This window comes from Stenotrophomonas sp. FBCC-B152 (assembly GCF_059134105.1).
The window spans coordinates 3,922,935-3,949,673 of record NZ_CP101442.1 but is presented as its reverse complement, the minus strand read 5'-3'; the positions used below and the strand labels follow the sequence as shown (position 1 = coordinate 3,949,673).

The 26,739-nt window shown below is 67.9% G+C and carries 15 protein-coding genes; 10 read left to right on the top strand and 5 right to left on the bottom strand.

Annotated features, from left to right (window positions below; genetic code table 11):
- Window positions 1–13: 13 nt before the first annotated feature.
- On the bottom strand, window positions 14–733 hold the full coding sequence (locus NMB40_RS17930) for a glutamine amidotransferase (RefSeq protein ID WP_068847921.1): 720 nt from the start codon (window positions 731–733) through the stop codon (window positions 14–16).
- Window positions 705–2,540 (bottom strand): GspE/PulE family protein, encoded by a 1,836-nt coding sequence (locus tag NMB40_RS17925; RefSeq protein WP_494359314.1) that lies wholly within the window; start codon window positions 2,538–2,540, stop codon window positions 705–707. The genes NMB40_RS17930 and NMB40_RS17925 overlap by 29 nt, the downstream gene beginning before the upstream one ends.
- A gap of 116 nt (window positions 2,541–2,656) precedes the next feature.
- Here NMB40_RS17925 and glyQ point away from each other — a divergent pair, with 116 nt between their 5' ends.
- The 9 genes from glyQ to NMB40_RS17880 all read left to right on the top strand — a co-directional run bounded on the left by glyQ (window position 2,657) and on the right by NMB40_RS17880 (window position 19,712).
- Entirely contained in the window at window positions 2,657–3,568 is a 912-nt protein-coding gene (gene glyQ / locus NMB40_RS17920) for a glycine--tRNA ligase subunit alpha (RefSeq protein WP_494359313.1), read from the top strand.
- Window positions 3,565–5,661 carry a glycine--tRNA ligase subunit beta gene (gene glyS, locus NMB40_RS17915; RefSeq protein ID WP_494359312.1) on the top strand — a complete coding sequence of 699 codons (2,097 nt, stop codon included), beginning with the start codon at window positions 3,565–3,567 and terminating at the stop codon, window positions 5,659–5,661. The genes glyQ and glyS overlap by 4 nt, the downstream gene beginning before the upstream one ends.
- A 270-nt stretch (window positions 5,662–5,931) precedes the next feature.
- The gene (locus tag NMB40_RS17910) at window positions 5,932–7,683 is read left to right on the top strand and encodes a hypothetical protein (RefSeq protein WP_494359311.1); all 1,752 of its coding nucleotides are present in this window, start codon (window positions 5,932–5,934) and stop codon (window positions 7,681–7,683) included.
- On the top strand, window positions 7,680–9,659 hold the full coding sequence (locus NMB40_RS17905) for a hypothetical protein (RefSeq protein WP_494359310.1): 1,980 nt from the start codon (window positions 7,680–7,682) through the stop codon (window positions 9,657–9,659). Before NMB40_RS17910 ends, NMB40_RS17905 begins: the two co-directional genes overlap by 4 nt.
- A gap of 11 nt (window positions 9,660–9,670) precedes the next feature.
- Entirely contained in the window at window positions 9,671–12,700 is a 3,030-nt protein-coding gene (locus NMB40_RS17900; protein ID WP_494359309.1) for a hypothetical protein, read from the top strand.
- A gap of 68 nt (window positions 12,701–12,768) precedes the next feature.
- On the top strand, window positions 12,769–13,275 hold the full coding sequence (locus NMB40_RS17895) for a hypothetical protein (RefSeq protein WP_494359308.1): 507 nt from the start codon (window positions 12,769–12,771) through the stop codon (window positions 13,273–13,275).
- 78 nt (window positions 13,276–13,353) lie between these two features.
- Window positions 13,354–15,138 carry an autotransporter assembly complex protein TamA gene (locus tag NMB40_RS17890; protein ID WP_494359307.1) on the top strand — a complete coding sequence of 595 codons (1,785 nt, stop codon included), beginning with the start codon at window positions 13,354–13,356 and terminating at the stop codon, window positions 15,136–15,138.
- Window positions 15,135–18,977 (top strand): translocation/assembly module TamB domain-containing protein, encoded by a 3,843-nt coding sequence (locus NMB40_RS17885; RefSeq protein ID WP_494359306.1) that lies wholly within the window; start codon window positions 15,135–15,137, stop codon window positions 18,975–18,977. Before NMB40_RS17890 ends, NMB40_RS17885 begins: the two co-directional genes overlap by 4 nt.
- A gap of 423 nt (window positions 18,978–19,400) precedes the next feature.
- On the top strand, window positions 19,401–19,712 hold the full coding sequence (locus tag NMB40_RS17880) for a SymE family type I addiction module toxin (protein ID WP_494359305.1): 312 nt from the start codon (window positions 19,401–19,403) through the stop codon (window positions 19,710–19,712).
- Window positions 19,713–19,862: 150 nt separating this feature from the next.
- Here NMB40_RS17880 and NMB40_RS17875 read toward each other — a convergent pair whose 3' ends face one another.
- The 3 genes from NMB40_RS17875 to NMB40_RS17865 are packed head-to-tail and all read right to left on the bottom strand — an operon-like array spanning window position 19,863 to window position 24,461.
- Complete coding sequence (locus tag NMB40_RS17875) at window positions 19,863–21,347, bottom strand: hypothetical protein (protein ID WP_494359304.1); 1,485 nt, start codon at window positions 21,345–21,347, stop codon at window positions 19,863–19,865.
- Complete coding sequence (locus tag NMB40_RS17870) at window positions 21,340–22,794, bottom strand: hypothetical protein (RefSeq protein WP_494359303.1); 1,455 nt, start codon at window positions 22,792–22,794, stop codon at window positions 21,340–21,342. The genes NMB40_RS17875 and NMB40_RS17870 overlap by 8 nt, the downstream gene beginning before the upstream one ends.
- Window positions 22,791–24,461, bottom strand: coding sequence for an Hsp70 family protein (locus NMB40_RS17865; RefSeq protein WP_494359302.1), 1,671 nt, complete (start codon window positions 24,459–24,461; stop codon window positions 22,791–22,793). The genes NMB40_RS17870 and NMB40_RS17865 overlap by 4 nt, the downstream gene beginning before the upstream one ends.
- A 125-nt stretch (window positions 24,462–24,586) precedes the next feature.
- Between NMB40_RS17865 and NMB40_RS17860 the strand changes: the two genes are divergently transcribed.
- Window positions 24,587–26,734, top strand: a complete 2,148-nt coding sequence (locus NMB40_RS17860) for a S46 family peptidase (protein ID WP_494359301.1) — start codon at window positions 24,587–24,589, stop codon at window positions 26,732–26,734.
- Window positions 26,735–26,739 lie beyond the last annotated feature (5 nt).

The following is a 26,739-nucleotide window of genomic DNA, read 5'->3' as shown; positions in this document are numbered from 1 at the left end:
TTCCGGCGGTCTTTCAGTTGTTGCGTGCCTGGCGCACGAACCGGCGCAGCAGCTGGCGGGCCAGCGGGGCCGCACTGACACCGCGCGCCACGCTGCGCGCGCAGCCGCCGTGGCGGCCAATGCACTCGGCACGCGCCCGCACGTAGCCGCGCATGTGGTGGGTGGCGAACTCCGGGTGGAACTGCACGCCCCAGGCCTGCTGGCCCCAGCGGAAGGCGTGGCAGTTGTCCTGCGCCGAGCGGGCCAGGATGGCCGCGCCCTCCGGTGCGCGCAGCACCGTCTGCAGGTGGGTGGCGTGGGCCGGGAACCGCGCCGGCAGGCCCGCGAACAGCGGGTCGTCCACCGCAGAGGGCTCCAGCGCCAGCTCGATCGTGCCCGACTCGCGCCCGGCCGGGTTGTAGGCCACCTCGCCGCCCAGCGCGTGCGCCAGCAGCTGGTGGCCGTAGCAGATGCCGAACACCGGTCGGTTGTCATGCGCGGCCGTGCGCAGCCACTGCGCACTGCGCTCGCTCCAGTCGGCGCGGTCGGTCACGTAGGCGGCCGAGCCGCTGATGATCACCCCGGCGAAATCGCGGTGGTCGGGCAGCTCGCCGCCGTGCTCCACGTCCACCACCACCGTCTCGTCCGCATCCAGCCCCGCCGCGACCCGTATCCAGTGCGGAAAACGGCCGTACCGGCGCAGCGAGGCGACCGGTTGGCCGGTTTCAAGAATCAGGAAAGGCGAGCGGTTCATCGGGGGGAGGCAGCACGCTGAGGACTTCCTCGATTGTAGTCAGCCCTGCCGCCACCTTTTCAAGCCCCGCGCGGCGCAGGGTTCGTACTCCTTCAGCACGCGCGGCCCGGTTGAAACCGGCCAGATCCATGTCCGCCCGGATCAGCCCGCGCAGCCGCGAACTCAATGGCAGCAACTCATACAGGCCTACCCGGCCCATGTAGCCGGTGCGCCGGCAGTCGAGGCAGCCGGCCGGTGCATATGGCGTGGGCGACTCTGGTAATGCCTCATCGGCATCAGCCAGCACCCCCCATTGGGCCGCGCTGAGCGGCTTGGGCACCTTGCAGTGCGGGCACAGCGTGCGGACCAGGCGCTGGGCCAGGACCCCGTTGATGGTGCTGGCCAGCAGGTAATGCGGCACGCCCAGGTCGAGCAGGCGGGTGATCGCCGAGGGCGCGTCGTTGGTGTGCAGCGTGGACAGCACCAGGTGCCCGGTCAGCGAGGCCTGCACCGCCATCTGCGCCGTTTCCAGGTCGCGGATTTCGCCGATCATGATGATGTCCGGGTCCTGCCGCAGCAGGGTACGGACGCCGGCGGCGAAATCCAGGTCGATGTTGGTCTGCACCTGCATCTGGTTGAATTCCGGCGCGATCATCTCGATCGGGTCTTCCACCGTGCAGACGTTCACGTCCGGCGTGGCCAGCCGCTTCAGGGTGGAATACAGGGTGGTGGTCTTGCCAGAACCGGTCGGGCCAGTGACCAGCACGATGCCGTGCGGGCGCTCCACCAGCGCCGTCCAGCCGGCCGCTTCCTGCGGGCTGAAACCGAGCTGGTCGATGCTCTTGAAGGCCGCATCCGGGTCGAAGATGCGCATCACGCACTTCTCGCCGAAGGCGGTGGGCATGGTCGACAGGCGCATTTCCACCTCGCGACCGCCCGGCGAGCGCGTCTTGATGCGGCCATCCTGCGGCCGCCGGCGCTCGGCCAGGTCCATGCGGCCCAGCACCTTGATCCGGCTGACCATCGCGGTCATCACCGCCGGCGGTACCTCGAACACCTTGTGCAGCACCCCGTCGATGCGGAAACGCATGCGCCCCATGTCGCGCCGCGGTTCCAGGTGGATGTCCGAAGCGCGCTGCTCGAAGGCGTACTGCAGCAGCCAGTCCACGATGTGCACCACGTGCTGGTCATCGGCGTTCACATCGCCGGAACGGCCCAGCTCCACCAGCTGTTCGAAGCTGGGCAGGATGCCGCTGGCTTCGCTGCGCACGTCGCCGCGCGCCCCGCGCACCGACCGGGTCACCCCGTAGAACTCCATCGTGTAGCGGTGCAGGTCCAGCGGGTTGACCATGGCCAGCTCGATCCGGCGCCGGGCCAGGTGCTGCAGGTCGAGCAGCCATTCCTGGGCCAACGGCTCGCTGGTGGCCACCAGCAGCCGCTCGCTGTCCACCGCCAGCGGCAGGAAGCGGTGGCGGCGGGCATAGGCATGCGAGACCAGCGCGGTCACGGCCGCCACATCCACCCGGGTCGGATCGATGCGCAGGTAACGGGTGCCGGTGCGGGTGGCCAGCCATTCGGTCAGCCGTTCCAGGCCCAGCTCACCGCCTGAGGCCGCCGCCAGCTTGAGGTTGGCCAGCAGCACCAGCGGGTGCACTTCACTGGCGTTGCGGGCGCCCTGGCCGGAAAAGCGGATGCGCTCGACATCGCTGGCCGCGACCAGTCCGTCGGCCACCATGGCCGCCGCCACTTGGTCGAAATCCAGGCGGCCCGGCGGCAGGGGCCCCGGAGCAGGAACGGGGGCGAGCGTTGCCGGTGAGCGGTGTTCCATGGCGCCAGAATCCTCGGAGCGGGGGCCTGCACGGCGTGATGGCAGCTTGCCTGGAATGCCGGCGGGCGGTCCGTCGCTATACTAGCGCACCCCCTGAGCAGGCAAGACTCCGCCGCATGTCCGCGACCCAGAACGTTCCGATCACTTTCCAGGGCCTGATCCAGACCCTCAACCAGTATTGGGCGCAGCAGGGCTGCGTGCTGATCCAGCCGCTGGACCTGGAGGTCGGTGCCGGCACCTTCCACCCGGCGACCTTCCTGCGCTCGATTGGCCCGGAAAGCTGGAATGCCGCGTACGTGCAGCCCTCGCGCCGCCCCACCGACGGCCGCTACGGCGAGAACCCCAACCGCCTGCAGCGCTACTACCAGTACCAGGTGGCGATGAAGCCGAGCCCGGACAACATCCAGCAGCTGTACCTGGATTCGCTGAAGGCACTGGGCATCGACCCGCTGGTGCACGACCTGCGCTTTGTCGAGGACAACTGGGAATCGCCCACCCTGGGCGCCTGGGGCCTGGGCTGGGAAGTCTGGCTCAACGGCATGGAAGTGACCCAGTTCACCTACTTCCAGCAGGCCGGTGGCCTGGAGTGCAAGCCGGTGCTGGGCGAGATCACCTACGGTCTTGAACGCCTGTGCATGTACCTGCAGAACTGCGACAACGTGTATGACCTGGTCTGGACCTACGGGCCGGATGGCACGCCGGTGACCTACGGCGATGTGTACCTGCAGAACGAAGTGGAGCAGAGCACCTACAACTTCGAATACGCCGACGTGGAAGAACTGTTCCACCGTTTCGATGCGTGCGAGAAGGAAGCCCAGAAGCTGGTCGACGTGGGCCTGCCGCTGCCGGCCTACGAGCAGGTGTGCAAGGCCAGCCATTCGTTCAACCTGCTGGATGCGCGCCGCGCGATCAGCGTGACCGAGCGCCAGCGCTACATCCTGCGCGTGCGCGCGCTGGCCCAGGCGGTGGCGAAACTGTATGAAGCCAAGCGCCTCGAAGCGGTGGCCGCCAAGGAGGTGCAGGCATGAGCGCGATGCTGCCGCTGCTGATTGAACTGGGTACCGAAGAACTGCCCGTGAAGGCGCTGCCGGGCCTGGCCCAGGCGTTCTTCGATGGCGTGGTGGACGGCCTGACCAAGCGTGGCGTGGCCGTGGAACGCGGCGACGCCAAGCCGCTGTCCACCCCGCGCCGGCTGGCGGTGCTGCTGCCCGGCGTGGCCGTGGAGCAGCCGGAACAGCGCGGTGAAGTGCTGGGCCCGTACCTGAACATCGCGCTGGACGCCGACGGCCAGCCGACCAAGGCGCTGCAGGGCTTCGCGGCCAAGGCCGGGATCGACTGGACCGCGCTGGAGCGCACCAGCGATGCCAAGGGCGAGCGTTTCGTGCACCGTTCGGTCACCCCGGGCGCGCGCACCGCTGCGCTGCTGCCGGAGATCCTGGCCGAGGCGATTGCCGCCATGCCCATTCCCAAGCCGATGCGCTGGGGCAGCCACAGCTACGGCTTCGCCCGCCCGGTGCATTGGCTGGTGCTGCTGCACGGCAAGGACGTGATCGAAGCCGAGGTGCTGGGCCTGAAGTCCGACCGCATGAGCCGCGGCCATCGCTTCATGCACGACAAGACCGTGTGGCTGTCCTCGCCGGACGACTACGTGAGCTCGCTGCAGGCTGCGTATGTGCTGGTGGACGCCGATGCGCGCCGCACCCGCATCGTGGACGCGGTCAACGCCGAAGCCGCCGCCGCCGGTGGCAAGGCGCGCATCACCGATGACAACCTGGAACAGGTGGTCAACCTGGTCGAATGGCCGGCGCCGGTGCTGTGCAGTTTCGAACGCGAATTCCTGGCGGTGCCGCAGGAAGCGCTGATTGAGACGATGGAAATCAACCAGAAGTTCTTCCCGGTGCTCGATACCAGCGGCAAGCTGACCGAGAAGTTCATCGGCATCGCCAACATCGAATCGAAGAACGTGGCCGAGGTGTCCAAGGGCTACGAGCGGGTGATCCGCCCGCGCTTTGCCGACGCCAAGTTCTTCTTCGATGAAGACCTCAAGCAGGGCCTGGAAGCGATGGGCGAGGGTCTGAAGACCGTCACCTACCAGGCCAAGCTGGGCTCGGTGGCCGACAAGGTGCAGCGCGTGGTGGCGCTGGCCGGGCTGATCGCACCGCAGGTGGGCGCCGATCCGGTGCTGGCCAAGCGTGCGGCCGTGCTGGCCAAGAACGACCTGCAGTCGCGCATGGTCAACGAATTCCCCGAGCTGCAGGGCATCGCCGGCCGCCATTACGCGGTGACCGGTGGCGAATCGCCCGAGGTCGCGCTGGCCATCGACGAGGCCTACCAGCCGCGCTTCGGTGGCGATGACATCGCACTGTCTGACCTGGGCAAGGTATTGGCCATCGCCGAGCGTGCCGACACGCTGGCCGGTGGTTTCGCCGCAGGCCTGAAGCCGACCGGCAACAAGGACCCGTTCGCGCTGCGCCGCAATGCGCTGGGCCTGGCCCGCACGATCATCGAATCGGGCTTCGAGCTGGACCTGCGCGCGCTGCTGGAAACGGCGTTCGCCGGCCTGCCTGCCGCCGTGCAGCCCAGTGCCGAGCGCAAGACCGACGCGCTGCCGCAGGAACTGTACGACTTCATCATCGACCGCCTGCGCGGCTACTACGCCGACAAGGGCGTGCCGGCCACGCACTTCAATGCGGTGGCCGAACTGAAGCCGGCCTCGCTGTACGACTTCGACCGCCGCATCGATGCCATCGGCATCTTCGCCGCGCTGCCGGAAGCCGAAGCGCTGGCCGCAGCCAACAAGCGCATCCGCAACATCCTGCGCAAGGCCGAGGGTGCGATTCCGGGCATGGTCGATCCGGCGCTGCTGGCCGAACCGGCGGAAAGCGAACTGGCCGAAGCCGTCGAAGCGGCGATTGACGACAGCAATGCCAGCCTGCACCAGAAGGATTACGTCAGCGTGCTGGCGCGCCTGGCCCGCCTGCGCCCGCAGGTGGATGCGTTCTTCGACGCGGTGATGGTCAATGCCGAAGATCCCGCGCTGCGCGGCAACCGTCTGGCGCTGCTGAAGCGCCTGGGCGACCGCCTGGGCAGCGTGGCGGCGATCGAGTATCTGTCGAGCTGACGGCAACAGCCTGATCGCGTGTCATCCCTGAAAGCGCCCGACTGGTTCGGGCGCTTTCTTTTTGTGCACAGCGGTTCGAATGCGACGAAAACTGCAATTAGTCTGAATCTTGATTGAGCGTATCAACCGTAACGGCGGCAAACGATAAATTCGTGCAATCGGTATTTCCCCACGGCGCGTGATCATCCCGCGCCGCTCGTCCCTGCGGCAACGACATGCCGCGCGCCTTCCGCGCCGGCCCGCCCCCGCTTCGCACGGAAGTACCGCCCCATGCCCCCGTTCCCGCCGCCCGTTGCAACCCTCCAGCACCTCACGCCCCATCGCGCGCCGCCCAACGGCAGCGCGGCGCAGGACCCTGCCAGCCATCACGCGCCCCGCCACGTCGGCAACGCAGCGTCGCCGTGCGTACCGGCCACCAGCGCCCTGGATATGGCGCTGAGTCCACACGAGGCGGCGGTGCATGACGCACTCCTGGCCACGGGTGCACCCGAAAGCACGGCGCTGGCGTGGACGATGAAGAAGTACCTTGCGTCGGCCGCCTCGCCGGAGGAGCGCGCGGCGATCATCCAGTGCATGGAACAGGCGCTGGCCGCGCGCGGACACGACGTGGCCGTGCTGCGCAACCTGGGCATCCATGCGCTGGACAGCGTGCTGAGCCGGGCCGCGTGGACCACGCTCATGGCCGAACTGCCCGGCTGGGCCGGCAGTGCGCTCAGCGCAGGGCAGCTGGCGCGCACCGTCTTCACCGGCACGTGGAGCAGCGTGGCAACCGTGCTGCCCTCGTTGGCGGCGGCACTGCCCACGCTGCGGACCCACGCCGACTTCGACGCGCTGGTGCAGTCGCTGCCCGAGTCGGTCCGGAACGGTCTATGGGCCCTGCATGAGAGCGTGACGCAGGCCGATGCGCAGCTGCGCCCCAACCTCGGCGGCGGCCACCTGTTGTCGGCGTTGGCGGTGGCGGCGCTGCTGTGGCAGCTGCGGCAACAGCTGCCCACGCCTTCGGGCGCGGTGCAGGGCATCGGATCATTCATCGCCGATCTGCCGAAGCACTGGCAGCAGCTCGCCGTGCTCAATGGTGTGGGTGGCGCGTTGTACAAGCCCGTGGAAGCGACCCACGGTGCCGACCTTGCGGCGCCGAAGGTCAAGCTCACCGAAGAACAGAAGCAGGCGCGGATCCTGCACCAGCACGCGGTGGATCGCGGCAGCGCCGTGGTGCCGACGTGGGACACCCGCGTGGATGACGTGCAACTGGCGCGTGCACCGCGCACGCTCGCGGAGGGCGGTGCCATCGCCGCGCCGCCAACCGCAGTTGAAGCGGCTACGGATGCTGCCACCTCACCCGCCAGCCGCCAGCGGGGTGGCTGGCTCGCGTGGCTGGGTGCCGGCGTCGCCGCACTCGGCCAGGCCACGCGCGGCGGCTTCCACGCCGTGCCCCAGGCACCGCCTGCGGTGGAAATGACGTTGATGGGGCGCTCGGCACTGGAAGGCGTCACCTCGACCACGCCGCTGGTGCCCAATGAGTTGGGCGCCGCCACCGCAGCGGCGACGCGCGTGTTCCCTGGCATCCGCAAGACACCGCTTGCAGTGGCAGCAGCGGCAGCGGTAACCGGCGCTGGCGCGCTGGCCGTGGCGCTGAAGCACTACTTCTGGCCCGACGCGGCACCGGCAACGCCGGCCGAACTGGCCGAACGCCTGGCTGTGCAGGTGAGCGCACTTCCCAGCGGCCACTGGGGTACCGGCCTGGATCTGGCGCTGGGCGAACTCGAGATGACGCAGCGTGGCGGGCGCGTGCGCCGCGCCGCGCCCGACGCCGTCAACCCGCCGGCGCTTCCGTCAAGCAGCAACGCACTGCGCGGCATTCCGGCGGACCTGCTGGACGGACTGCGTGCTGATCCTGTGCTGCTGCAGCGGGTGCAGTCCATGCGCCTGTGGTCGGTTGCGGTCGCCCGCGACATCGCCGCCCAGCCCGGCTGGGAATGGGTCGCCACACGCTGCCCGCGTCGGAGCAGGAACTGCTGGTGAGCCAATGGCAGCTGCTGCGTGAGCTCGCCCCCACCATGGCCGGGTTGGAGTCCGCTACCGACGCGGCGATGGGCGCCGCGTTGCAGAAGGCCGGTTGGCGTGGCGCCTGGCAGGACATCGAAGTGAAACTGCCCGACACCCAGGTGGCCGGCATCGCCGTGGACGACCGCCTGCCGCTGCTGCAGTACTCCTTGGCGCGCGAGGTGGGCGACAGGCACGCCTTCCTTCGCGCAGGCACTGAGGTGACCGACAGGGAAAGCGCGCAGCTTGCCGCCTTCGTCGGCAGCGCAGAGGCACGGGGCCTGCGCGCGGCCATCAACGCCCACACGGAACAGCTGCGCCCGGTGCTGAGCCAGACCGTGCAGGCACGGCTGGTGATCGATGCGCTCAAGGCCAAGGCGCACGGTGTGCTGGGCAGCGGCGGCGCGCACCGGCGTGGCGCCGATATCGTGCTGGGCTTCCTGCAGGGCACCGGCGCGGTTGAGCGCGCCACGCTGACCTACACCGACCGCCTGCCCGGCGGCGCCGACGTGACGATCGCGGTGCCCAACTACCTGGTGCTGCGCAGTGTGGAGCGGGGCAGCGAGGGCCAGGTGGTGCTGTACCGGTCGGACCTGTCCAGCTTCCACGCCTTCGGCGATGAAACCGCGTTCCGCCAGTTCCTGGATACCCAGCGCGCCCGCGTCGGCGCCTTCGCCGCCAACGGCGCGATCGACCGCACCCTGGCCGATGACATCGTGCAGGCCGCGCTGCCGGCCCAGCGCGCCGAAGTGCGCGGGCTGGTGCAGTCGTGGGAAGCACGGTTCGCGCGCCATCAGAGCGGTCAGCGCGGGCCGCAGGCATGGGACCCGGGCGAGAGCTTCACGCTGGCCTTCGCCCGGGTCGACCACGCCGAAGGGGCGCGGCAGGACTGGGCTGACACCCTGGTCACGCACGGCGAGGTCCTGGCCCGGGAGCAGCTGCAACGCAACCAGCTGCGCTGGAGCCCGCTGGGCATCGCCAACACCGCCGCCGAAGCCGCGTATGGGCAGGTGCAGGACCGGGTGCTGCAGACGCTGCACACCCACGCGCATGCCAGCGTCACCGAAGCCATGGTCCGCGCGCTGCGCGGGGCCGGGTTCGAGGGCCCACTGCAGGACTTCGATCCGGACCTGGTCCGGCTGCGCGCAGGCGGCCAGGAAATGGACCTGACCGACTGGTCCACCCACGGCTGGCAGGGCCAGGGCCTGCGCCGCCCGGCCATGCCGGCCAACCTGCCGGACTGGTCGCCGGATGCCGGCGGCCTGCCGAACGCGCGGCTGGAACCGGCGGCATGGCTGGACGACGACACCCTCGACGCCATGCAGCTGGTCGCCTACCGGCGCGATGCGCAGGGTGCGCTGCGCGAAGACGCGGCGCTGAGCGCCACGCTGCGGGACGCCTCGCTGCGCCGTGCGATCTGCGCTGAGCTGGAGGACTTTGCCGAGAGCAACCGCCTGGGCGATGCGTATATGAATCATCTGAAAGCGCTGCCGCACAGCGCCGACGGCCCGGTACTGGCCGCCGCGCTGGGCGACCAGATCCGCGCGCGCACCGCCTGGATGATCGAAGTGGCCAGGCAGGACGGAACGCTCGACGAGGCCAGCTACCGCGCGCTGCAGGCCGCGCACGCGCAGCTGGAGCCGCAGCGCACCCGGCCGTCGTCGCTGCAGGGGGTGACCATCAACGGCCATGCCATCGTCGGGCTGTGGGCGATCCGCAGCGTTGCAGGCAACCACGTGTTCCTGCCCGACACCGCGCACGGCGACCGACTGCTGGATGCCCCGCGTTTGCAGCGTGGCTGCGTCGACCCGAGGCCGAAGCCTACATCCGCACCCGCGCGCGGATCGACCACCATGACAGCCTCAAGGAAGCCTTCACCCACAGCTCGAGCAGCCGCGGCATCTCGTTCGGGTTCAGCCAGAGCCGCGGACCGAAGGCGGCTGCGGCCGCGCTGATCGATGCGCGGATGCGTGACGTCGATCGGATGACGGTGAGCCAGCTGGAGCGGTTGGGCGAGACGCTGAAGATGATCGGCGCGGTGAGTGTGGGTGCCGTGTGTTCACTGGCCACCGGCGGCGCCGGTGCGGCGCTGTGCGTGGCCGGTACGCTGGGAATGCTGGCGGACAGCATCCAGCGAAGCGTCACGGAGTTCCAGAATGGCAAGGTCAATGACGGCCTCATCGAACTCGGCGGCGGGTTGTTCGACCTGCTGGACCTCGCACAGGTGGGCGCGATTCCAGGCCTGCTGTACCAGGTGGGCAAGCGTGGCTTGAATACCCTGGCCGAGGCCGTCGATGCGCTGCGCAACGTGCGGCTGCAGTCGCGTGGCTTCAGCGCCGACGGGCGGGTGAATGAAGGATTCGAGGTGTCCCGGCAGTCGCTGGCCAGCATCGGCCTGCCGATGCTCAGGCGCGCCGGGCCCGACGGCACCGATATCTATCGACAGGGCGAACGTACGTTCATCGAACAGGACGGGCGCTTCATCGAAGCGGCGGCGGACAAGGACAACGTGCTCCGCCTGCGCATGCCGGACGCGGCCGACACGCTGGGGCCGCCGGTGCAGCACAGAGACAACGCCTGGCGCCGGCAACAGCAGCAACCGTCGCCGCGCCGTGGCACCACCACGCCTGCGCCGTTTTCCAAGCGCGAGTGGATGAGCAGGCTGCCGGAGGCGAAGAATCTTCCTGCGGAGCAGCTGGACGAACTTGAAGCGATCTTCGGCGTGCTGGAGCTGGGCGGGAAGCCTACTGCCGACGTCGTGCACGTGGTCCACGACTGGGCGATGACCGAGCGCATCCAGGAAATCGTGGCCCACCCCGCCACCCTCGGGCGGCCTGGCGAAGGTGCGTTCATCCTGCGCGCCTGGGCCGACAGCCCGCGGCTGGGCAACGGCCGCAGCGTGGAAACGTTCTTCTACGAAATCGGCGACTGGATGCGTGCGGCACGCTTCGGCACCGGCCCGGTGGGACTGCACGTCGAGGTGCCGAACGCGCGGACCCTGCCGGATCTGGAGGCCCTCGTCGACGCGGCCGGCCTGGCCGAGGTGGCTGGGAAGCTGGAACTGCCACCGGAAGCGGCGCGCGAGGAAGTACTGCTGGCGGTCCGCCGCGAGCTGGCAGGGGTCATCGGTGAGAAACCGGCCCAGAGCCAACAGACCTGGCAACGCTGGCAGGCGATGCAGCACCGCCTGCCCACGGCGGCCGACAACCTGGTCAAGCATTACCCGGAACTGACCCGCGCCGAAGCGCAGGAGCTGGTGACGGCCGACCCGCTGCTGGCCCGCGATGCCGAATCGTGGCTGTTCCCGACCAGGACCGCTGCACAGGTGGCCGACGTGCTGGCCAACCGCAAGCTGCGTGAGCAGCGCGAATCGGTGGTCAAGGGCCGGATCCGTTCGCTGTCGGAAGTGCAGGTGCTGCAGCGTCACCTGCAGAACGTGGTGCCCGGCCGCGACTGGAGCACCCGCTCCGATCCCTCCGGCAACGGCATCATGCTGGCCTTCGGTGCGCCCGGCGAGGGCGCACCGGTCGGTCAGGTCACCTTCGACGCTGGCGACGCGGTCCGCGCATCGACCGCCGCCGAGGCGGCGCCGCCGAGCTGGCAGCAACGCGTCTTCGAGCAGTTGACCGACGCCGAGCGGCAAGCGGTCGGTGACCCGGAGCGTCTGCGCAGGGCGGTGATCGAGCGCATGAAGCAGGGCCACGGCGCTGCCGAATGCGCGTTGCCGCGCCGCAATGGCGGCCGCATGGCACGCGCGGCGGACGACTGCAGTCCGCTGACGCGGATCTCGCTGGAGCCCGAAGATGTCCAGGCGTACGAGGATCTGGACGAGAACCTGCTCAAGCTGCACGAAAAGATGGATGCCCGCTATGCAGAGCGCCTGGTGATGGAGCGCGAATACAAAGCGCTGCTGGTGAAAATGGGCGAACTGAAGAAGCAGAAACTGGCGCTCGATCCCGTCGACGCCAAGCGCCTGAGCGAGCTCGGCAGGTTCGACTACGGGCTGTTGCGGGGCTTCGACATGATGAACTTCGCCAATTACCAGGTGAGCGGGTTGACCTACAAGGGCAAACCGGTCGATCTGGCCGCGGGGTTCCCGACCGCCGCTGCCGCTGCCAGCGGCGATCCGCGCGGGTGGATGGGCACCGAGGACTTCGTGACGCCCAACTACATCCGCCGGGTGCTGTTGCCCGAATCGGTGGCGGGCGGAAAGCTCACCCAGACCGGGATGTTCCGCGAGGACTACGCCATGGGTGCTGATCTTTCGCCGATGGTTGGAAAACTGGCCGCCCCCGGCCAACCATCGGTGCAGATCACGCTGGTAGACGACGACCTGCTGGTCAAGGCGCCCGGGACCAAGGGCCGGGCCCGGACCGTGCCACTGCGCGACCTGGGCGACGCCGAGATCGAAGCGCTCGGGGGCAACGACGTCTCCGCCACGATGCGCCTGGTGCTGGGCGACGCGCGGTTGCTGCCCAGCAATGCACGCTCGCTGGTTGCCGGCGAGCACTACCGGATGTACTCGGCCCGATCCTGCAGCGAGGACAAAATCCTGAACGGCCTGTTCGGCAGCCTGGCCGGGTCTGTGACCGAGATCGCGGGTCCGTTGAAGGGAAGCGGCCGTGCACCGGTCCGTGACCTGTCGGGCAGCTTCTACATGCTCACCGACATGCACCTGTGCGTGACCAGCTGTGAACGGAGACTGCGTGAGCTGGTGTCCTTCATGCCTGACATGAACATTCGTGTGTTCTATCGCTTCGACGACAACAAGCACCGCCACGAATGGTGGGCCGGCCAGAAGATCCAGCGTGTCATCCAGCGCAACCAGCAGGCGTGGGAAGCGAAGGGATATACCGATGCGCAGATGCAGGCCGAGGCGGTGTTGCAGCTGAAGGACAAGCAGGTTGCAGACTGGGTGGATGCCGAGCTGCTTCGCCATCCACCGGTGCAGCCCAAGCCGCGGCTGTGGGACCCGCGCGAAGAACAGGCCTTCTGAGTCATGTTCGCTGGTGCCACCTCTACGGGGGTGGCACCATCCCTGCGTGTGTTCATGAAGAGGTCGAGATGATCATCAACGGTAGGGGCGTGCCCCCGCTCAGGGCGCCCGGCGTGCCTGGTGACGCCGCGCCATCACTGGGCGAGAGGTACGAGCAGGCGCTGGGCCTGCGCGAAGGGCCTTTCCTGCACTTTTACGGCGCTGCGATGCCGTTCGTCCGTGACGAGTACCGCAGCCACCTCGCGCACGCGCTGGCCGAGTACCTTGAGCAGGGAGTCCTCGAAGGCGACGACAGCGAAGGGCCCGTGCAGCGGCAACAGGCATCGGCCGATCATGCGGACGGCGTCGTGCAGGGGGCCGTGAACCTGGTGTTGCGCGACGGGGTGCTGGTGTTCGGCTTGCTCGACAACCAGGGCGTGGGCGACTGCTACTTTGCGCGTGCGCCAACGGCCTTGGGGCAGGCCTTCTTCTGCATCTGCATCGAGTCGGGCATGGCCTCGGGCGGCCCCTATGAAATCTTCGTGTCGCCTGCCATGGACTGGGAGGAATTCCTGCGCCAGCTGCCACCTGCGTGAATATGGCGTGATGTCCGGCATGGCCGATGGGTGGGATACAGGCTTCGTTTTTGGCCCGATCCCGTTATCCTGTCCGCCATGCAGCTATTGAAATACGCCCTGCCATTCCTGTTCCTGTCGCTGGCGGCCGCCTCGACCGCGCATGCGCGCGGCACCATTGAGAAGGTGGACATCACCGGCCTGGACAAGGGCGACGATGCCGAGATGATCGAGAACATCGAGGTCTCGCTGTTGCTGTACGACACCATCGGCAAGGAGCAGGGCGAGTCGCGGCTGGAATACCTGCTGTCCCAGGCCGAGCGCCAGACCCGGCGCGCGCTGGAGCCGTTCGGCTTCTACAACCCGGTGATCACGGTGGAAAGCCCGCGCGAAGGCGACAACCTGCGCGTGGTGATCCATGTCGACCGTGGCCCGCCGACCCTGGTGCGCCGCGAGAACATCGACATCACCGGCCCGGCGCAGCTGGACCAGTACCTGCAGGAAGACCTGGAGAATTTCCGGCCGCGCAAGGGCCAGCGCTTCGAGCACACGCTCTACGACGCCAGCCGCGTGACGATCACCCGGCGCCTGGCCGAACGTGGCTACTTCGATGCCGATTTCACCCAGCGCCGGGTGGAGATCACCCGCGCCGAGAATGCCGCCGACATCGACCTCACCTGGGACAGCGGCCGCCGCTACAACATGGGCGACATCCGCTTCCACCAGGACTACTTCGTGGAGCGCCTGTTCGACCCGCTGGTTTACTGGGAAAAAGGCAGCTACTTCCACGAAGGCAAGCTGGACCGCCTGCGCGAATCGCTGACCAAGCTCGATTACTTCAGCGTGATCGACATCCAGCCGCAGCCGGACCAGGCCGACGAGAACGGCAACGTGCCTGTGGATGTCACCCTGACCCGTGCCAAGCGCAGCATCTACACCGCCGGTATCAGCTACGGCAGCGAAAGCGGCGCCGGTGTGCGCGGCGGCCTGGAGCGGCGCTTCCTCAACAGCCGCGGCCACAAGATGAACACGCAGCTGGACTATGCGCAGAAGCGCAAGAGCCTGGTCAGCACCTACCGGGTGCCGGCGTTCAAGTGGCTGGATGGCTGGTACGGGCTTACCGCCAGCGTCTATGACGAGCAGACCGACTACATCGACCTGCGCAACTTCAAGCTGATCGGCAGCCGCAGCGGCGAGATCAACGAGAACTGGACCGCGATCGCCTCGATCAATGCCCTGCGCGAGCGCTGGCGCTATGCGTCGGGCACCGAGTTCACCAACGCGATCTACAACACGTCCACGCTGGTGTACCCGCAGCTGGTGGCCGACTACGTGAACGTGGACGACCGCCTGGCCCCGCGCAAGGGCATCAGTGGCAGCGCCACCATGCGTGGCGGCATCGAAGGCGCAGGTTCGGATACCAGCTTCGTGCAGGCCAGCGTGATGCTGCGCTGGTTCATCCCGGTCGGCGATGCCGACCGCCTGATCCTGCGCGGCGAAGGTGGCACCACCTGGACCAGCGACCTGGTGGCGATGCCGCCCAGCCTGCGCTTCTTTGCCGGTGGCGACCGCAGCATCCGCGGCTATGCGTTCCGTGAAGTGGGCCCGCGCACGCCTCCGCCGGATAAATTCGCACTGGGCGCCAAGAACCTGGTGACCGCCTCGGCCGAGTACGAGCACTACTTCAAGGGCGGCCCGTGGGGCGGCGCGGTGTTCGTCGATACCGGCAGCGCGTTCGACAACACCATCGACCTGCATACCGGCGTGGGCTTCGGCGTGCGCTGGAAATCGCCGGTGGGCCCGGTGCGCGTGGATATCGCGCACGGCCTGAACGACCCGGATTCGAAGTTCCAGCTGTACCTGAGCGTGGGGGCCGACCTGTGAGCACGCCGACCCCGACCACGCCAACCCCGCCGCCGCCGCGCGTGCGCTTCTACCGCAAGCGCCGCTTCTGGGCGTGGTCCGGCTTCACCGTGCTGGGCCTGGTGCTGCTGGCGCTGCTGCTGGTGTATTGGCTGCTGCAGACCGTGGCCGGGCGCGATGTGCTGCTGGCCCAGGTGGTGGCGCGGCTTCCCGCCGGCGCCACGCTGACCTGGAGCAAGGTGGACGGCCCGGTGGCCGGGCCGCTGGTGCTGCACAACCTGGATTTCCGCTACGACGACATCCACTTCACCGCCGAGCGCGCGTACCTGGATCCGGATATCCGCCCGCTGCTGGGCCGCAAGCTGCAGTTGGATGCGCTGCAGATCAAGAACGCCACGTTGAACCTGGCCAAGAGCGATGAACCGTTCGAAATGCCATCGTGGCCCGGCTCGCTGCCGCAGATCGAGATGCCGCTGGCGATCCAGGCCGACACCATCATCATCGATGGCTTCCGCATCACCCAGGCGCAGGAACCGGTGATCGATATCACCAAGCTGCGCGGTGGCCTGGAAATCGCCAACGGCGAATTCCGCGCACGCCAGCTCAAGGTCGACAGCGACCTGGGCGACTTCCGCGTGGACGGCCGTTACGTGCCGCGCAACGACTATTCCACCGACATCACCATCGGCGCGGCGCTGCCGGCCCCGCGCGGGCGCACCCCGGCGCGGCTGGGCCTGGTGGCCCGTGGCAACCTGGACCGCATGGAAATCGCCCTGGCCGGGCATGCGCCCGCGCCGCTGCAGGCCAGCCTGATCTTCGATGGCCGCGACGAACCGGTGTGGAAGGCCAGTGCGCGCAGCAAGGAACTGGACCTGGCACTGCTGGTGCCGGGCATGGATGCCAGCACCAGCACGCCGCTGTCGCTGGATTTCCAGGCCACCGGCAAGGGCGGGCAGGCCAACCTGCAGGGCCGCATCCAGCAGGGCGACCTGGCAGTCGAGCTGGCACCGTCCAACGTCGGCCTGGCCGACCAGGTGCTGACCGTCTCGCCGCTGGTGGTGAAGGGCTTCGGTGGCCAGGCACGGCTGCAGGGCACCGCCGATTTCCGTGACCGCGAAAACGCCAGCCTGCGCTTCGCGATCGTCGCCAACGACCTGACCTTCGTGCCCGAAGCCGACCCCACCACGCCGGGCGCCGCCAAGCCGGTGCCAGTGACGCTCAGCGAAGCGCGCATGGGCCTGGCCGGCACGCTCAAGAACTGGGCGGCGGTCGGCACCGCCTCGGTGGAGCGCGAACAGCAATCGGCCGACCTGACCTTCGATGTGCGCGGCAGCGACACCGCCGCCCGGATCAAGCAGCTGCAGGCCAAGACCCCGGGCGGCGCGCTGGACGTGACCGGCCAGGTGGCGTGGGCACCGCAGCTGGATTGGGACGTGGCCGCCAAGCTGGCCGCGTTCGATCCCGGTTACTTCGTGCCCGGCTGGGACGGCCGCCTGTCCGGCAACGTGGCCTCCAAGGGCCGCCAGCTGCCGCCGCCGGCAGGCAGCCCGGCCGGCACCGCCGGCATCTACGAAGCCACCGTGGACGTGCCCGGCATCAACGGCATGCTGCGCAACCGCCGCGTGGATGCGCAGGGCCGCTTCGCGCTGCGCGGGCAGCAGGGCGAAGGCAACGTGCGCCTGGCGGTGGGCAACAGCCGCCTGACCGCACGCGGCAGCGTCGGCGACCGCCTCGATGTGCAGGCCCAGCTGGAGCCCGTACAGCTGGATGACCTGATGCCCGGCAGCACCGGCACGCTGCGTGGGCAGGTGCAGGTACGCGGGCCGCGCACCGCGCCGGACATCACTGCCGACCTGGTCGGCAGCGGGCTGCGCTATGCCGATTACAGCGCTGAAGCGCTGAGCATACGTGGCCGCCTGCCGTGGCAGGGCAGCAACGGCACGCTGGCGCTGCAGGGCACCAACGTGCAGGCCGGCATGCTGCTGGACACGATCACCGCGAATGCACGCGGCAGCGTGTCCAACCTGCGGCTGGATGCGCAGGCGAAGAACGAGCTGGGTGCGGTGGCGCTGGAAGGTGGGGTACGCCAGCAGGGCGCTGCATGGCGCGGCGATATCGCCGCGCTGCGGATCGCACCGATCAAGGGCGATGCGTGGGCACTGCGCGCGCCGGCCACGTTCGGCATCCAGGGCAGCACCTTCACCCTGACCGACACCTGCTTGGGCGCGGCCACCGGCGGCGCGTTGTGCGCCAGCGCCAACTGGCCGCGTGATGGGTTGAAGGTGCGTGGCGACGCGTTGCCGCTGGCATTGGTGCAGCCGTGGCTGCCGCCGCAATCCGGGCGCCGCCTGCACCTGCGCGGCGAGATCACCCTGGACGGGCAGATCCGCCCGCGCGGCAATGCCTGGGAGGGCAGCGCGAAGATCGCCTCGCTGGAAGGCGGCATCCGCCTGGGCGACAACGCGCGTGGCGAGCTGGTGCGCTATGACCAGTTCTCGGCCACGCTGGAGATGACCCCGGCACAGATCAACGCCAAACTCGGTGTCGGCTTCCAGGGCAACGGCTTCGTCGATGCCAAGGTGCAGACCGGCTGGGACGCCAACGCGCCGCTCAACGGCGAGCTGTACCTCAACATGTCGCGGCTGTACTGGATCGAGCTGTTCTCGCCGGACATCGTGCGCCCCACCGGCCTGATCGAAGGCCACGTCAGCCTGCGCGGTACGCGCGGCACGCCGTCGCTGGGCGGCGAAGCCAAGCTGAGCAACTTCAAGGGCGAGTTCCCGGCGCTGGGCCTGACCTTCGACCAGGGCAGCGGCAGCTTCACCGCGCAGCCGGATGGTTCGGCCAAGATCACCGCACAGGCGAACTCGGGCAAGGGCACGTTGTATGTCGATGGCGGGCTGTCGTGGTTCGGCGATGCGCAGCCGCTGCAGCTGCACATCCACGGCGAGAACGTGCTGCTGTCCAACACGCCGGAACTGCGCATCGTTGCCAACCCCAACCTCGATTTCACCCTGGCCAAGGCCGCCATGCAGCTGCGCGGCACCGTGCACGTGCCCGAGGCCGACCTGGACCTGGAGCGCCTGGATCGCGGTACGTCGGTCTCCGAAGACGTGGTGGTGCTGGACCCGGCCGACCCGGAAGAAGGCCCGAGCCTGCCGCTGGACATGGACCTCACCGTGAGCCTGGGCGACAAGGTGCGCATGGCCGGCTTCGGCCTGAAGGGCGGACTGGGCGGCAAGATGCAGGTGTGGTCGCGCCCGGGCCGCGAGATGACCGCCAACGGCGCGCTGGAGGTGAGCGGGCGTTACAAGGCCTATGGCCAGGACCTGACCATTACCCGCGGCAACCTCAACTGGAACTTCAACGCGGTGTCCGACCCGCGCATCAACATCCGCGCAGAGCGCCGGGTGAGTGATGTCACGGCGGGTATCGACGTGACCGGCCGCGCGCAGTCGCCACGGGTGGATGTGTGGTCGGACCCGTCGATGTCGCAGTCCGAAGCGCTGGCGTTCCTGGTGCTGGGGCGCAGCCTCACTGGCGCCAGCAGCGACCAGACCCAGCAGGTCAACGCGGCCTCGGCGGCGCTGTCGGCCGGCAGTGGCCTGCTGGCCTCGCAGCTGGGCGCCAAGCTCGGCCTGGACGACGCCGGCGTCAGCCAGTCGCGCGCGCTGGGCGGTTCGGTGATCGGCGTGGGCAAGTTCATCTCGCCCAAGCTGTACGTCGGCTACGGCGTCTCGCTGGTCGGCAGCGGCTCGGTACTCACGCTGAAGTACCTGCTGCGCCGTGGCTTCGACATCGAAATCGAATCCAGCACGGTAGAAAACCGCGGCTCCCTCAACTGGCGAAAAGAAAAGTAGAGCCAGGCCCTGCCTGGCTGCACCGCTGCGCGGTGCATGCCGAATGCGGCATGGAAATCGTGGCGCTTCATGCTGCGCAGAGCGCACGGAAAGACAGTTCGCCTACCGCATCACACTTCGCAATGTGCTTGCACCGCAATGGATGCAGGGCACTCGCAGTCCATTTCCGACACAGTGTTAGGCACTGCCTACCGGTTCGGCCAAATCAACAGATAAAACCGAATTCCGATATCGTCATCGCGTACGCATGGTAGGTCCTGAGTCTAAAAGCTCAGCAATCCAGCAAGCTTGATGTACTGCGTCGGGAGGGTGGCGGAATACAACACCCTCGTGGAAATACGTCGCACCGTTTCTTGCTAACGGCTTTTAGCCTCCCGACTCCCTCGCCATCCCGGCGAGGGATGCATCCAGGAGAGGCCTACCATGCACGACAACAAAGATGATTCCCGCGCCGACGCCCGATCCCGCGTCACCTACCATTGGCGCATGCCGCGCACCGTACTTATCGGTGCAGAACGCCACGACGACCAAGAGCCAAAACCCGGCGAAATCCTGATCCCATCACTGCACCTGCGCGGCATGTGGATGACCACCGCAGGCATGGAAACCGGATCACGCGTGAGCCTGCACATCGCACCCGGCTGCCTGCTGCTGCGCATGGTCAACCCGGTAGTACGCGTAGCCTGCCGGCCAGGCTGGTACCAGGCCGCACAGGATTCCAGCCGCCGCTGGTAGGGTCGCATCCCAATCGACCGCCGATACGTCATCCGGGCCCGGTGACGGCATTGCAATGATCGGCATCGCGCCTCCGCCAGCCGTGCAACTGCACAGGTCCATGCGCCAAAGAGATCGCGACCATGGTCGGCAGTCGTTTGGGAACCGACTTTACCGGCGGCGCGGGGCGTGCGCCGTCGATACGTGATTCACCGCATCGGTGGCCCACAGCAGGAGCGCGGCGGCTACGGCAATTTCACCCACGGCCAATACCACGAGGCTGTGTTTGAGCAGAGGAACCACGACAAAGAGCAGCCCGATCATCCACGGACTGAAGGCCATGCGGAAGGGCCCGCGTGCCAACAGCCGTACCAGCGCCAGCGCAGCCATCAGCCAGGCAAGGATGACGCCGCCAGGCCGTGCATCGGTCTTCTGCATGATCCACAGCGCGGCGAGGGCCAGCAAAGGAATCACCAGCAGCCGGACAACCCAGGCCCGATGGCGCGGATGCTCGGGCCCAACCTGCCATTGGACGAAACCACAAAGCGGCAGGATCAATGATCCACCGAGCAACAAGGTCAGCCCGCCCACCAGCGCGAGACCCTTAAAGCCCCAATAGCCCGAGTGGCCGTCGGCCACCCCATCCGCCAACCCCAGCATCAGCATGAACGCGGCAAACCCCGCCCCCAGCAGTACGCTGCGGAACAATGCGAGCTGCATCTTCGGTCCATTGACCTTATTGGGTGTGGCGAGTGCCCGCCAGAACGCGAGCTGGCGCGGCTGCAAGGGACGGCTGCCCTCTGTCACCCGCAGGTGCTTCATCAATTCGCCCATGTCGTGTGCACGGCCAGGAAGCGAGGCCGACAGCAGTGCGCGAAGAAGATTCCAGGGCCGCCGCAGGCGGGTGAGCCGCGGGTCATCATCGGCCGGTGGCACGTACGCCAAAGCGGGCTGCCGAAAGACAGTGTGATCAGTGGCGTCCTCGTTATGGAACAGCCACAGCTCGTGCAGTCCTGATCGAATGTCAGACACAGCGAAGGGATCGATTCCCCTGCCCAGATCGATCCAGCCGAAGGAGGCAGCCAGAACGTCGAACGTGTCTTCATGCAACGGTGGCTTGAGCCAGTGCAGACGCTGCAGTACCGCGTCGCCAATACGGGACTTGTCGCTCAGTGACCACAACACCGGATGGTCGCGAAGCCAATCCGACATGGCGCCGGGCTGGGATCTGGCCGCTGTATCGACCACCACGCTTGCGAACCCCTCGGTGTCCACCGTCTGTTCCTGCAGTGGCTCAGGGGCCGCCGCTGGAACATGGAGCGGCGGCGACTCATGCGCTGGGTCAGCTTCCGCTGACGCGTAGGTATCATGCGTCGGCAGGATCCATGCCTGAAGTGCCAATGCCGGGTTGTCAGCCGACACGACGTGCGCGCCATCAGGATCCGTCGCGCTACCTGTAGCATCCCGCTGCGCCCGGTAGCGTGCCAAACCCAGCGCTGCCTGGTAGGCGTCATGCAGCTCCTGGAACGCGGCCGCATTTTCATCCGGCCGGATCACCTTCAATGCCTTTGCATAGGCGCGCTTGATCGCACGCTCGTCCGACTCAGCGCCAAGGCGCTGCAGCTCGCCAACAACGTCATCCAGGGTTTCAGTCATGGCGCACCGCGTTCGTCCAGCGCAGCACCTTGCGATGGCGGTACAGGTCCATTGCCCAGTAGCCCAGGGCACCAATCCAGGCCGGCACCAGCAGCAGGGTGGGCACCAGCATCAGGAACAACGCGCCTCCGCTGATCTCCAGGGACTTGCCCTGTCGGTAGCGGCTGCGGACCTGTGCCAGTCGCAGTACCTTCCACGCCAGCGGCCAGCCGAGGACGAACATCAGCCCGGCCTTCCATGCCAACAGCGGCCAGCACGCCGCTGCCAGCGCGACCAGCAGCGGAATGGTCAGCAAGCGCAGCCACGGGCGCCGCGTCGTCGCTGTCTCGGGCGCCATCTGATACCGGTACACAGCATCCTGCCCGATGCTGAGCAGTATCCAGACCGGCGGCAACAGCAGGGCGGCCAGCAACCAGAGGCCCGCGGTGGGCGTCAGCTGTGGATGCGCCGGGTCCTTGGTGCGTTCAACAATGTACAGACCCACCATCATCAACCCAACGCCAATGATCGTGGCCCGGATCACCGCCAGAAGTATCGCGGTGCGATGCAGGGGGCTGCCAGCGGAGGCCCAGAAGTTCGCTTGGCCGGCATTGATGCCCACCGGTAAAGGCACGCCTGGGTGGCAACCCAGTGCTGCCAGCAGCGCATGCATCTGGCCCGGAGTACGGGGATGCAGCGCGGCAAGCAGGTTGTCCACGTACGAACGGGATCGCTGCAGCCGGTCAAGCCAGTTGGCGACCTCGCGCTGGGTCATGCGTCGATCGCGCTGCCTGGGCATCAGCGCCGCCAACTCGCCGTGATTGGCCGGCAACTGCAGCCATGCGCCGTGGGCGCGGTTCGACAACCACTGCAGCTCGTGCATGTCTGCACCGCTGGCCACGTCATCCCAGCCGAAGAAACGGTAGATCACGTGCAGGTTGGCACTGCACATCACCACATCGCCTTCGCGCAATGCCGAAATCAGGCGGGCGCTGACCGCATCGCGGGTATCCAGCGACCACTCGCGGGTCTCCGCCTGCAGCCGGGCCGGAAACGCCTCACGCGCGGTTTCCGCGCCGCGGCGCAGCAGCAGCCTGCAGGCATGCTCCGGCGTGGGCTGGGGCGGCAGGTCCAGGTCAACCGGCGACAGTACAGGCGCTTCGGCCTCACTGGCTCTTCGTGGCGCTGCGGCGCGTGGCGGTGTCAGTGCGTCCGGGGCGGCCACGGCCACCACCGCGTCGATCTCTCCCCACCGTGCCGCGCCGGGGCGGTCCTGCTCCTGCTGATGCTCCTGCTCCTGCACTGCGCGGCACCGCGCCAAGGCGTGCTGGTACAGGTCATGCAGGCGTTGAAAGCCGGCCGGGTCTTCGTCTGGCCGGGTCTGCTTGAGCAGACGCGCATAGGCCCGCTTCAGGCCACGCTCGTCGCCGACGGTGGCAAGGTCCAGCAGCTCACCGGCCCCGCTCACGCCAGTTCATCCAGCGCAGCATTGAACTGGCGGCGGTCCTGTTCGATCAATGCCGGGTCCTGCGACTCAAGCGTGTTGCGGAAGCGTGCAATCCACTCCTGCAGGGTGGGGCGCATATCGACCAGTTCTTCGTAGATGCGTTCGGCACGGGTAATCAGCGCCAGGTTCTGCTGTTGCTCGCGTGGGTGGACCTTGAGCTGCTGCAGCCGGGCCAGGCGTTCACGGATCTCGGCGGCATCCAGCAGGCCCGGGTTCTGTTCGATGACCAGTTCGTGCCGTTGCCCGGTGGCTGCCTCGGTCACTTCGACCTGCAGCAGCCCGTTGATGTCATAGGTGAAGCGCACCAGCACGCCCTCGGTGCCCTTGCCGGGGGTGAGCGGCACATTGATCTCGCCCAGCTTGATGTTCTTCTCCACCATCGGGCTTTCACCCTGATAGATATCCACCAGCAGCTGCTTCTGCCCCTCGTGTAGCGGGAACAGCTGGTCCTCGCGGCTGATGGGCACCACGCTGTTGCGGGGGATGATCGGATGGAAGTAGCCGGTCTGCACCTGGTTGCCCACGCGGTGCGCGATCTGGGTGCCCAGGGTGTAGGGGCATACATCGGTCAGCACCACTTCTTCCAGCGACTGCGCACGGTCCTTCAGGCCTGCGGCAACCGTCGCACCCAGCGCAATGGCCTGGTCGGGGTGGATGTGGCGCAGCGGCAGGCGGTTGAACATGCGCGTGACCAGCCGGGCCACCATCGGCATGCGCACCGCACCACCGACCAGCACGATGTCATCCAGATCGGCCGGCTTGAGCTTGGCATCGCGCATGGCGCGTTCGATCGGCGCACGCATGCGCTGCAGCAGCGGCTCAGACAGTTGTGCGAAGCCGGGTTCGTCCAGCTCCCACTCCAGGTCATGGCTTTCCAGCCGCAACTGCACGCGCGCTTCGCGGGCATCGGTGAGCTCGCGCTTGAACTGCTCCAGGCGAAGACGCAGCACGGCGGTGTCGTGCGGGGTGAGCCGGCGCGGGTCGATCCTGTGGCGCGCACAGAATGCCTTGACCAGAAGTTCGAGGAAGTCCTCACCGCCGAGGAAGTTGTCACCGGCCGTGGCGTGCACTTCCACCACGCCATCGAACAGCTCCAGGATCGACACGTCGAAGGTGCCGCCGCCGAGGTCCAGGACCAGCACCCGGCCTTCGCCGGCGCGATCGCGCAGGCCGTAGGCAAGCGCCGCCGCAGTGGGCTCATTGATCAGTCGCTCGACCTTGATTCCCGCCAGTTCCCCGGCGCTGCGCGTGGCCTTGCGCTGGGCGTCGGTGAAATAGGCCGGCACGCTGATCACCGCCTCGGTCACTTTCTCACCCAGCGCCGCCTCGGCGTCGGCCAGCAGCGAGCGCAGGACCAGCGCGGACAGCTCCTCGGCGCGGAAGCGGCGCTCGCCCAGCCGGGTTTCATGCGGCGTGCCCATCAATCGCTTGAAGGTGGCCACGCTCAGCCTCGGCTGGGTCACCAGGCGGTCCTGCGCCGGCTTGCCGACCAGCACGGTGTCGCCATCCAGGCTGACCACCGAGGGCGTCAGCAGGTCGCCATGCGCGTTCCGGAACAGTTCCCCGCCCTCGGGCCGGTGCACGCCGATAAGTGAATGCGTCGTGCCCAGATCAATCCCTACGATCATCCCTGCCATCTCCCCCTGAGAAGCGCCGATTCTAGCCAGCCCGGCCCACCCCTGACCATCGGGCGTTGCCCCACCAGCCCCCAGTAGCTAAGGTGCCCGCTCGTTCCGCCGTACTGGATGCACCCATGCCCGCACGCAAGCCCCTCAGCGCCGCCCTGGCCCTTGGCCTCACCCTCGCCGCCGGCGCCCACGCCGACGAAGGCATGTGGATGCCGACCCAGCTGCCGGACCTCGCCAAGCCGCTCAAGGCCGCGGGCTTCAAGGGAGACCCGGCCGACCTGGCCAACGTCACCGCCGCGCCGCTCAGCGCCGTGGTGCGTGCCGGTGGCGGCACGGGCTCGTTCGTCTCCGAAGACGGCCTGCTGCTGACCAACCACCATGTCGCCATGGGCGTGATCCAGTACAACACCACCGCCGAGCACAACCTGATCGACGGCGGTTTCATCGCCCAGGGCCGCAGCGATGAGCGCCCGTCCAACCCGGACTTCCGCGTGCTGGTCACCACCGGCTTCGACAAGGTCACCGATGAAGTGCTGCGCGATGCGCGCGGCAAGACCGGACGCGCCTATTTCGACGCGGTGGACCGCGCCAGCAAGCAGCTGGTGGCCGAATGCGAGCAGGAAGGCAACGTGCGCTGCAGCGTGGCCGACATGTACTACGGCACCGATTTCTACCGCATCCGCCAGCTGGAACTGAGCGATGTGCGGCTGGTGTACGCGCCGCCGCGCGCGATCGGCAACTACGGCGATGAGATCGACAACTTCATGTGGCCGCGCCACACCGGCGATTTCACCCTGCTGCGCGCCTACGTGGGCAAGGATGGCAAGCCGGCCGCGTACAGCCCGGACAACGTGCCCTACCACCCGCCGGCGCACCTGAAGATGGCCATCGATGGGCCGAAGACCGGTGATTTCGCCATGCTGGCCGGTTACCCGGGCATCACCTACCGCCACCGCACGGCGGCCGAGTTCGCCGGCCAGATCGACGCGGTACTGCCGCGCCGGGTAGCGGTGTTCCAGCAGATGATCGACACCATCGAGGCGGCCACCGCCAAGGATGCGCAGGCGCGTACCCGCTATGCCGCGCAGCTGCAGTCGTTGAAGAACAACCGCAAGCGCGCCGCCGGTGAGCTGGAAGGCCTGCTGCGCAGCGATGCCAAGACCCAGCGCGCCACCGACGAGGCGGCGATGCTGAAGGCCACCGATGCGGCCTGGCAGCCGGACATCCAGGCGCTGCTCGGTTCGCTGTCGCAGGGCGCGGCGATGGGCGAGCGCGATTTCGTGCTGGAGCAGGCCGCTGCGCAGAGCCAGCTGCTGCGTTCGGCGCTGCTGCTGGAGCGCCTGCGCATTGAATCGGCCAAGCCCGATGCCGAGCGCGAAAGCGGCTACCAGCAGCGCGACCAGGCGCTGATCGAAGGCACCCTCAAGCAGGTCCAGCGCCGTTACGCGCCGGCCGTGGAAAAGGCGCTGCTGACCGATCTGCTGACCCGCTACCAGCAGCTGCCCGATGCGCAGCGCGTGCCCGAGTTCGACGCGGCGTTCGGCCGTACCCCGGCCGCGCTGGCCAAGGCACTGGACGCGCTGTACAGCGGCACCCGGCTGGGCGACGAAGCCGAACGCCTGGGCCGCTTCGCCGCTGCGAAGGAAGGCAAGGCATTGGCGCACGATCCGCTGATCGACCTGGCCGGCCCGCTGGTGGCCGCGCAGCTGCGCCTGGAAGACCAGCGCAAGGAGCGCGAAGGCGAGCAGCTGCGCCTGCGCCCGGCTTACATGCAGGCGCTGTTCGCGTGGCGCGCGAAGCAGGGCCGCGCGGTGTACCCGGACGCCAACCGCACCCTGCGCATCAGCTACGGCAAGGTGGAAGCGCTGTCGCCGCGCGATGCGGTGCATTTCGATCCGGTCACCACCGTGGCCGGCATCGTGGAGAAGAACACCAACGCGTTCCCGTTCGATGCGCCCAAGCCGCTGCTGGCGGCGATCGCCAAGGGTGATTTCGGCAGCACCGCCGATCCGGTGCTGAAGACCCAGACGGTCAACTTCCTGACCAACCTGGACACCACCGGCGGCAACTCCGGTTCGCCGGTGCTCAATGCACGCGGCGAACTGATCGGCCTGAACTTCGACAGCAACTGGGAATCGGTCAGTGCCAGCTGGTGGTTCGACCCGCGCTTCAAGCGTGCGGTGCACGTGGACATGCGATACCTGCGCTGGCTGCTGGCCAAGGTCTATCCGGCACCGGAACTGCTGAAGGAAATGGGCGTGCCGGCCGAATAAGGGCG

Bases quoted from the DNA above. Each gene is read 5' to 3' on its own strand.
- NMB40_RS17930 (WP_068847921.1), bottom strand. From the start codon at position 733: ATGAACCGCTCGCCTTTCCTGATTCTTGAAACCGGCCAACCGGTCGCC.
- NMB40_RS17925 (WP_494359314.1), bottom strand. From the start codon at position 2,540: ATGGAACACCGCTCACCGGCAACGCTCGCCCCCGTTCCTGCTCCGGGG.
- glyQ (WP_494359313.1), top strand. From the start codon at position 2,657: ATGTCCGCGACCCAGAACGTTCCGATCACTTTCCAGGGCCTGATCCAG.
- glyS (WP_494359312.1), top strand. From the start codon at position 3,565: ATGAGCGCGATGCTGCCGCTGCTGATTGAACTGGGTACCGAAGAACTG.
- NMB40_RS17910 (WP_494359311.1), top strand. From the start codon at position 5,932: ATGCCCCCGTTCCCGCCGCCCGTTGCAACCCTCCAGCACCTCACGCCC.
- NMB40_RS17900 (WP_494359309.1), top strand. From the start codon at position 9,671: ATGCGTGACGTCGATCGGATGACGGTGAGCCAGCTGGAGCGGTTGGGC.
- NMB40_RS17895 (WP_494359308.1), top strand. From the start codon at position 12,769: ATGATCATCAACGGTAGGGGCGTGCCCCCGCTCAGGGCGCCCGGCGTG.
- NMB40_RS17890 (WP_494359307.1), top strand. From the start codon at position 13,354: ATGCAGCTATTGAAATACGCCCTGCCATTCCTGTTCCTGTCGCTGGCG.
- NMB40_RS17880 (WP_494359305.1), top strand. From the start codon at position 19,401: ATGCACGACAACAAAGATGATTCCCGCGCCGACGCCCGATCCCGCGTC.
- NMB40_RS17875 (WP_494359304.1), bottom strand. From the start codon at position 21,347: ATGACTGAAACCCTGGATGACGTTGTTGGCGAGCTGCAGCGCCTTGGC.
- NMB40_RS17865 (WP_494359302.1), bottom strand. From the start codon at position 24,461: ATGATCGTAGGGATTGATCTGGGCACGACGCATTCACTTATCGGCGTG.
- NMB40_RS17860 (WP_494359301.1), top strand. From the start codon at position 24,587: ATGCCCGCACGCAAGCCCCTCAGCGCCGCCCTGGCCCTTGGCCTCACC.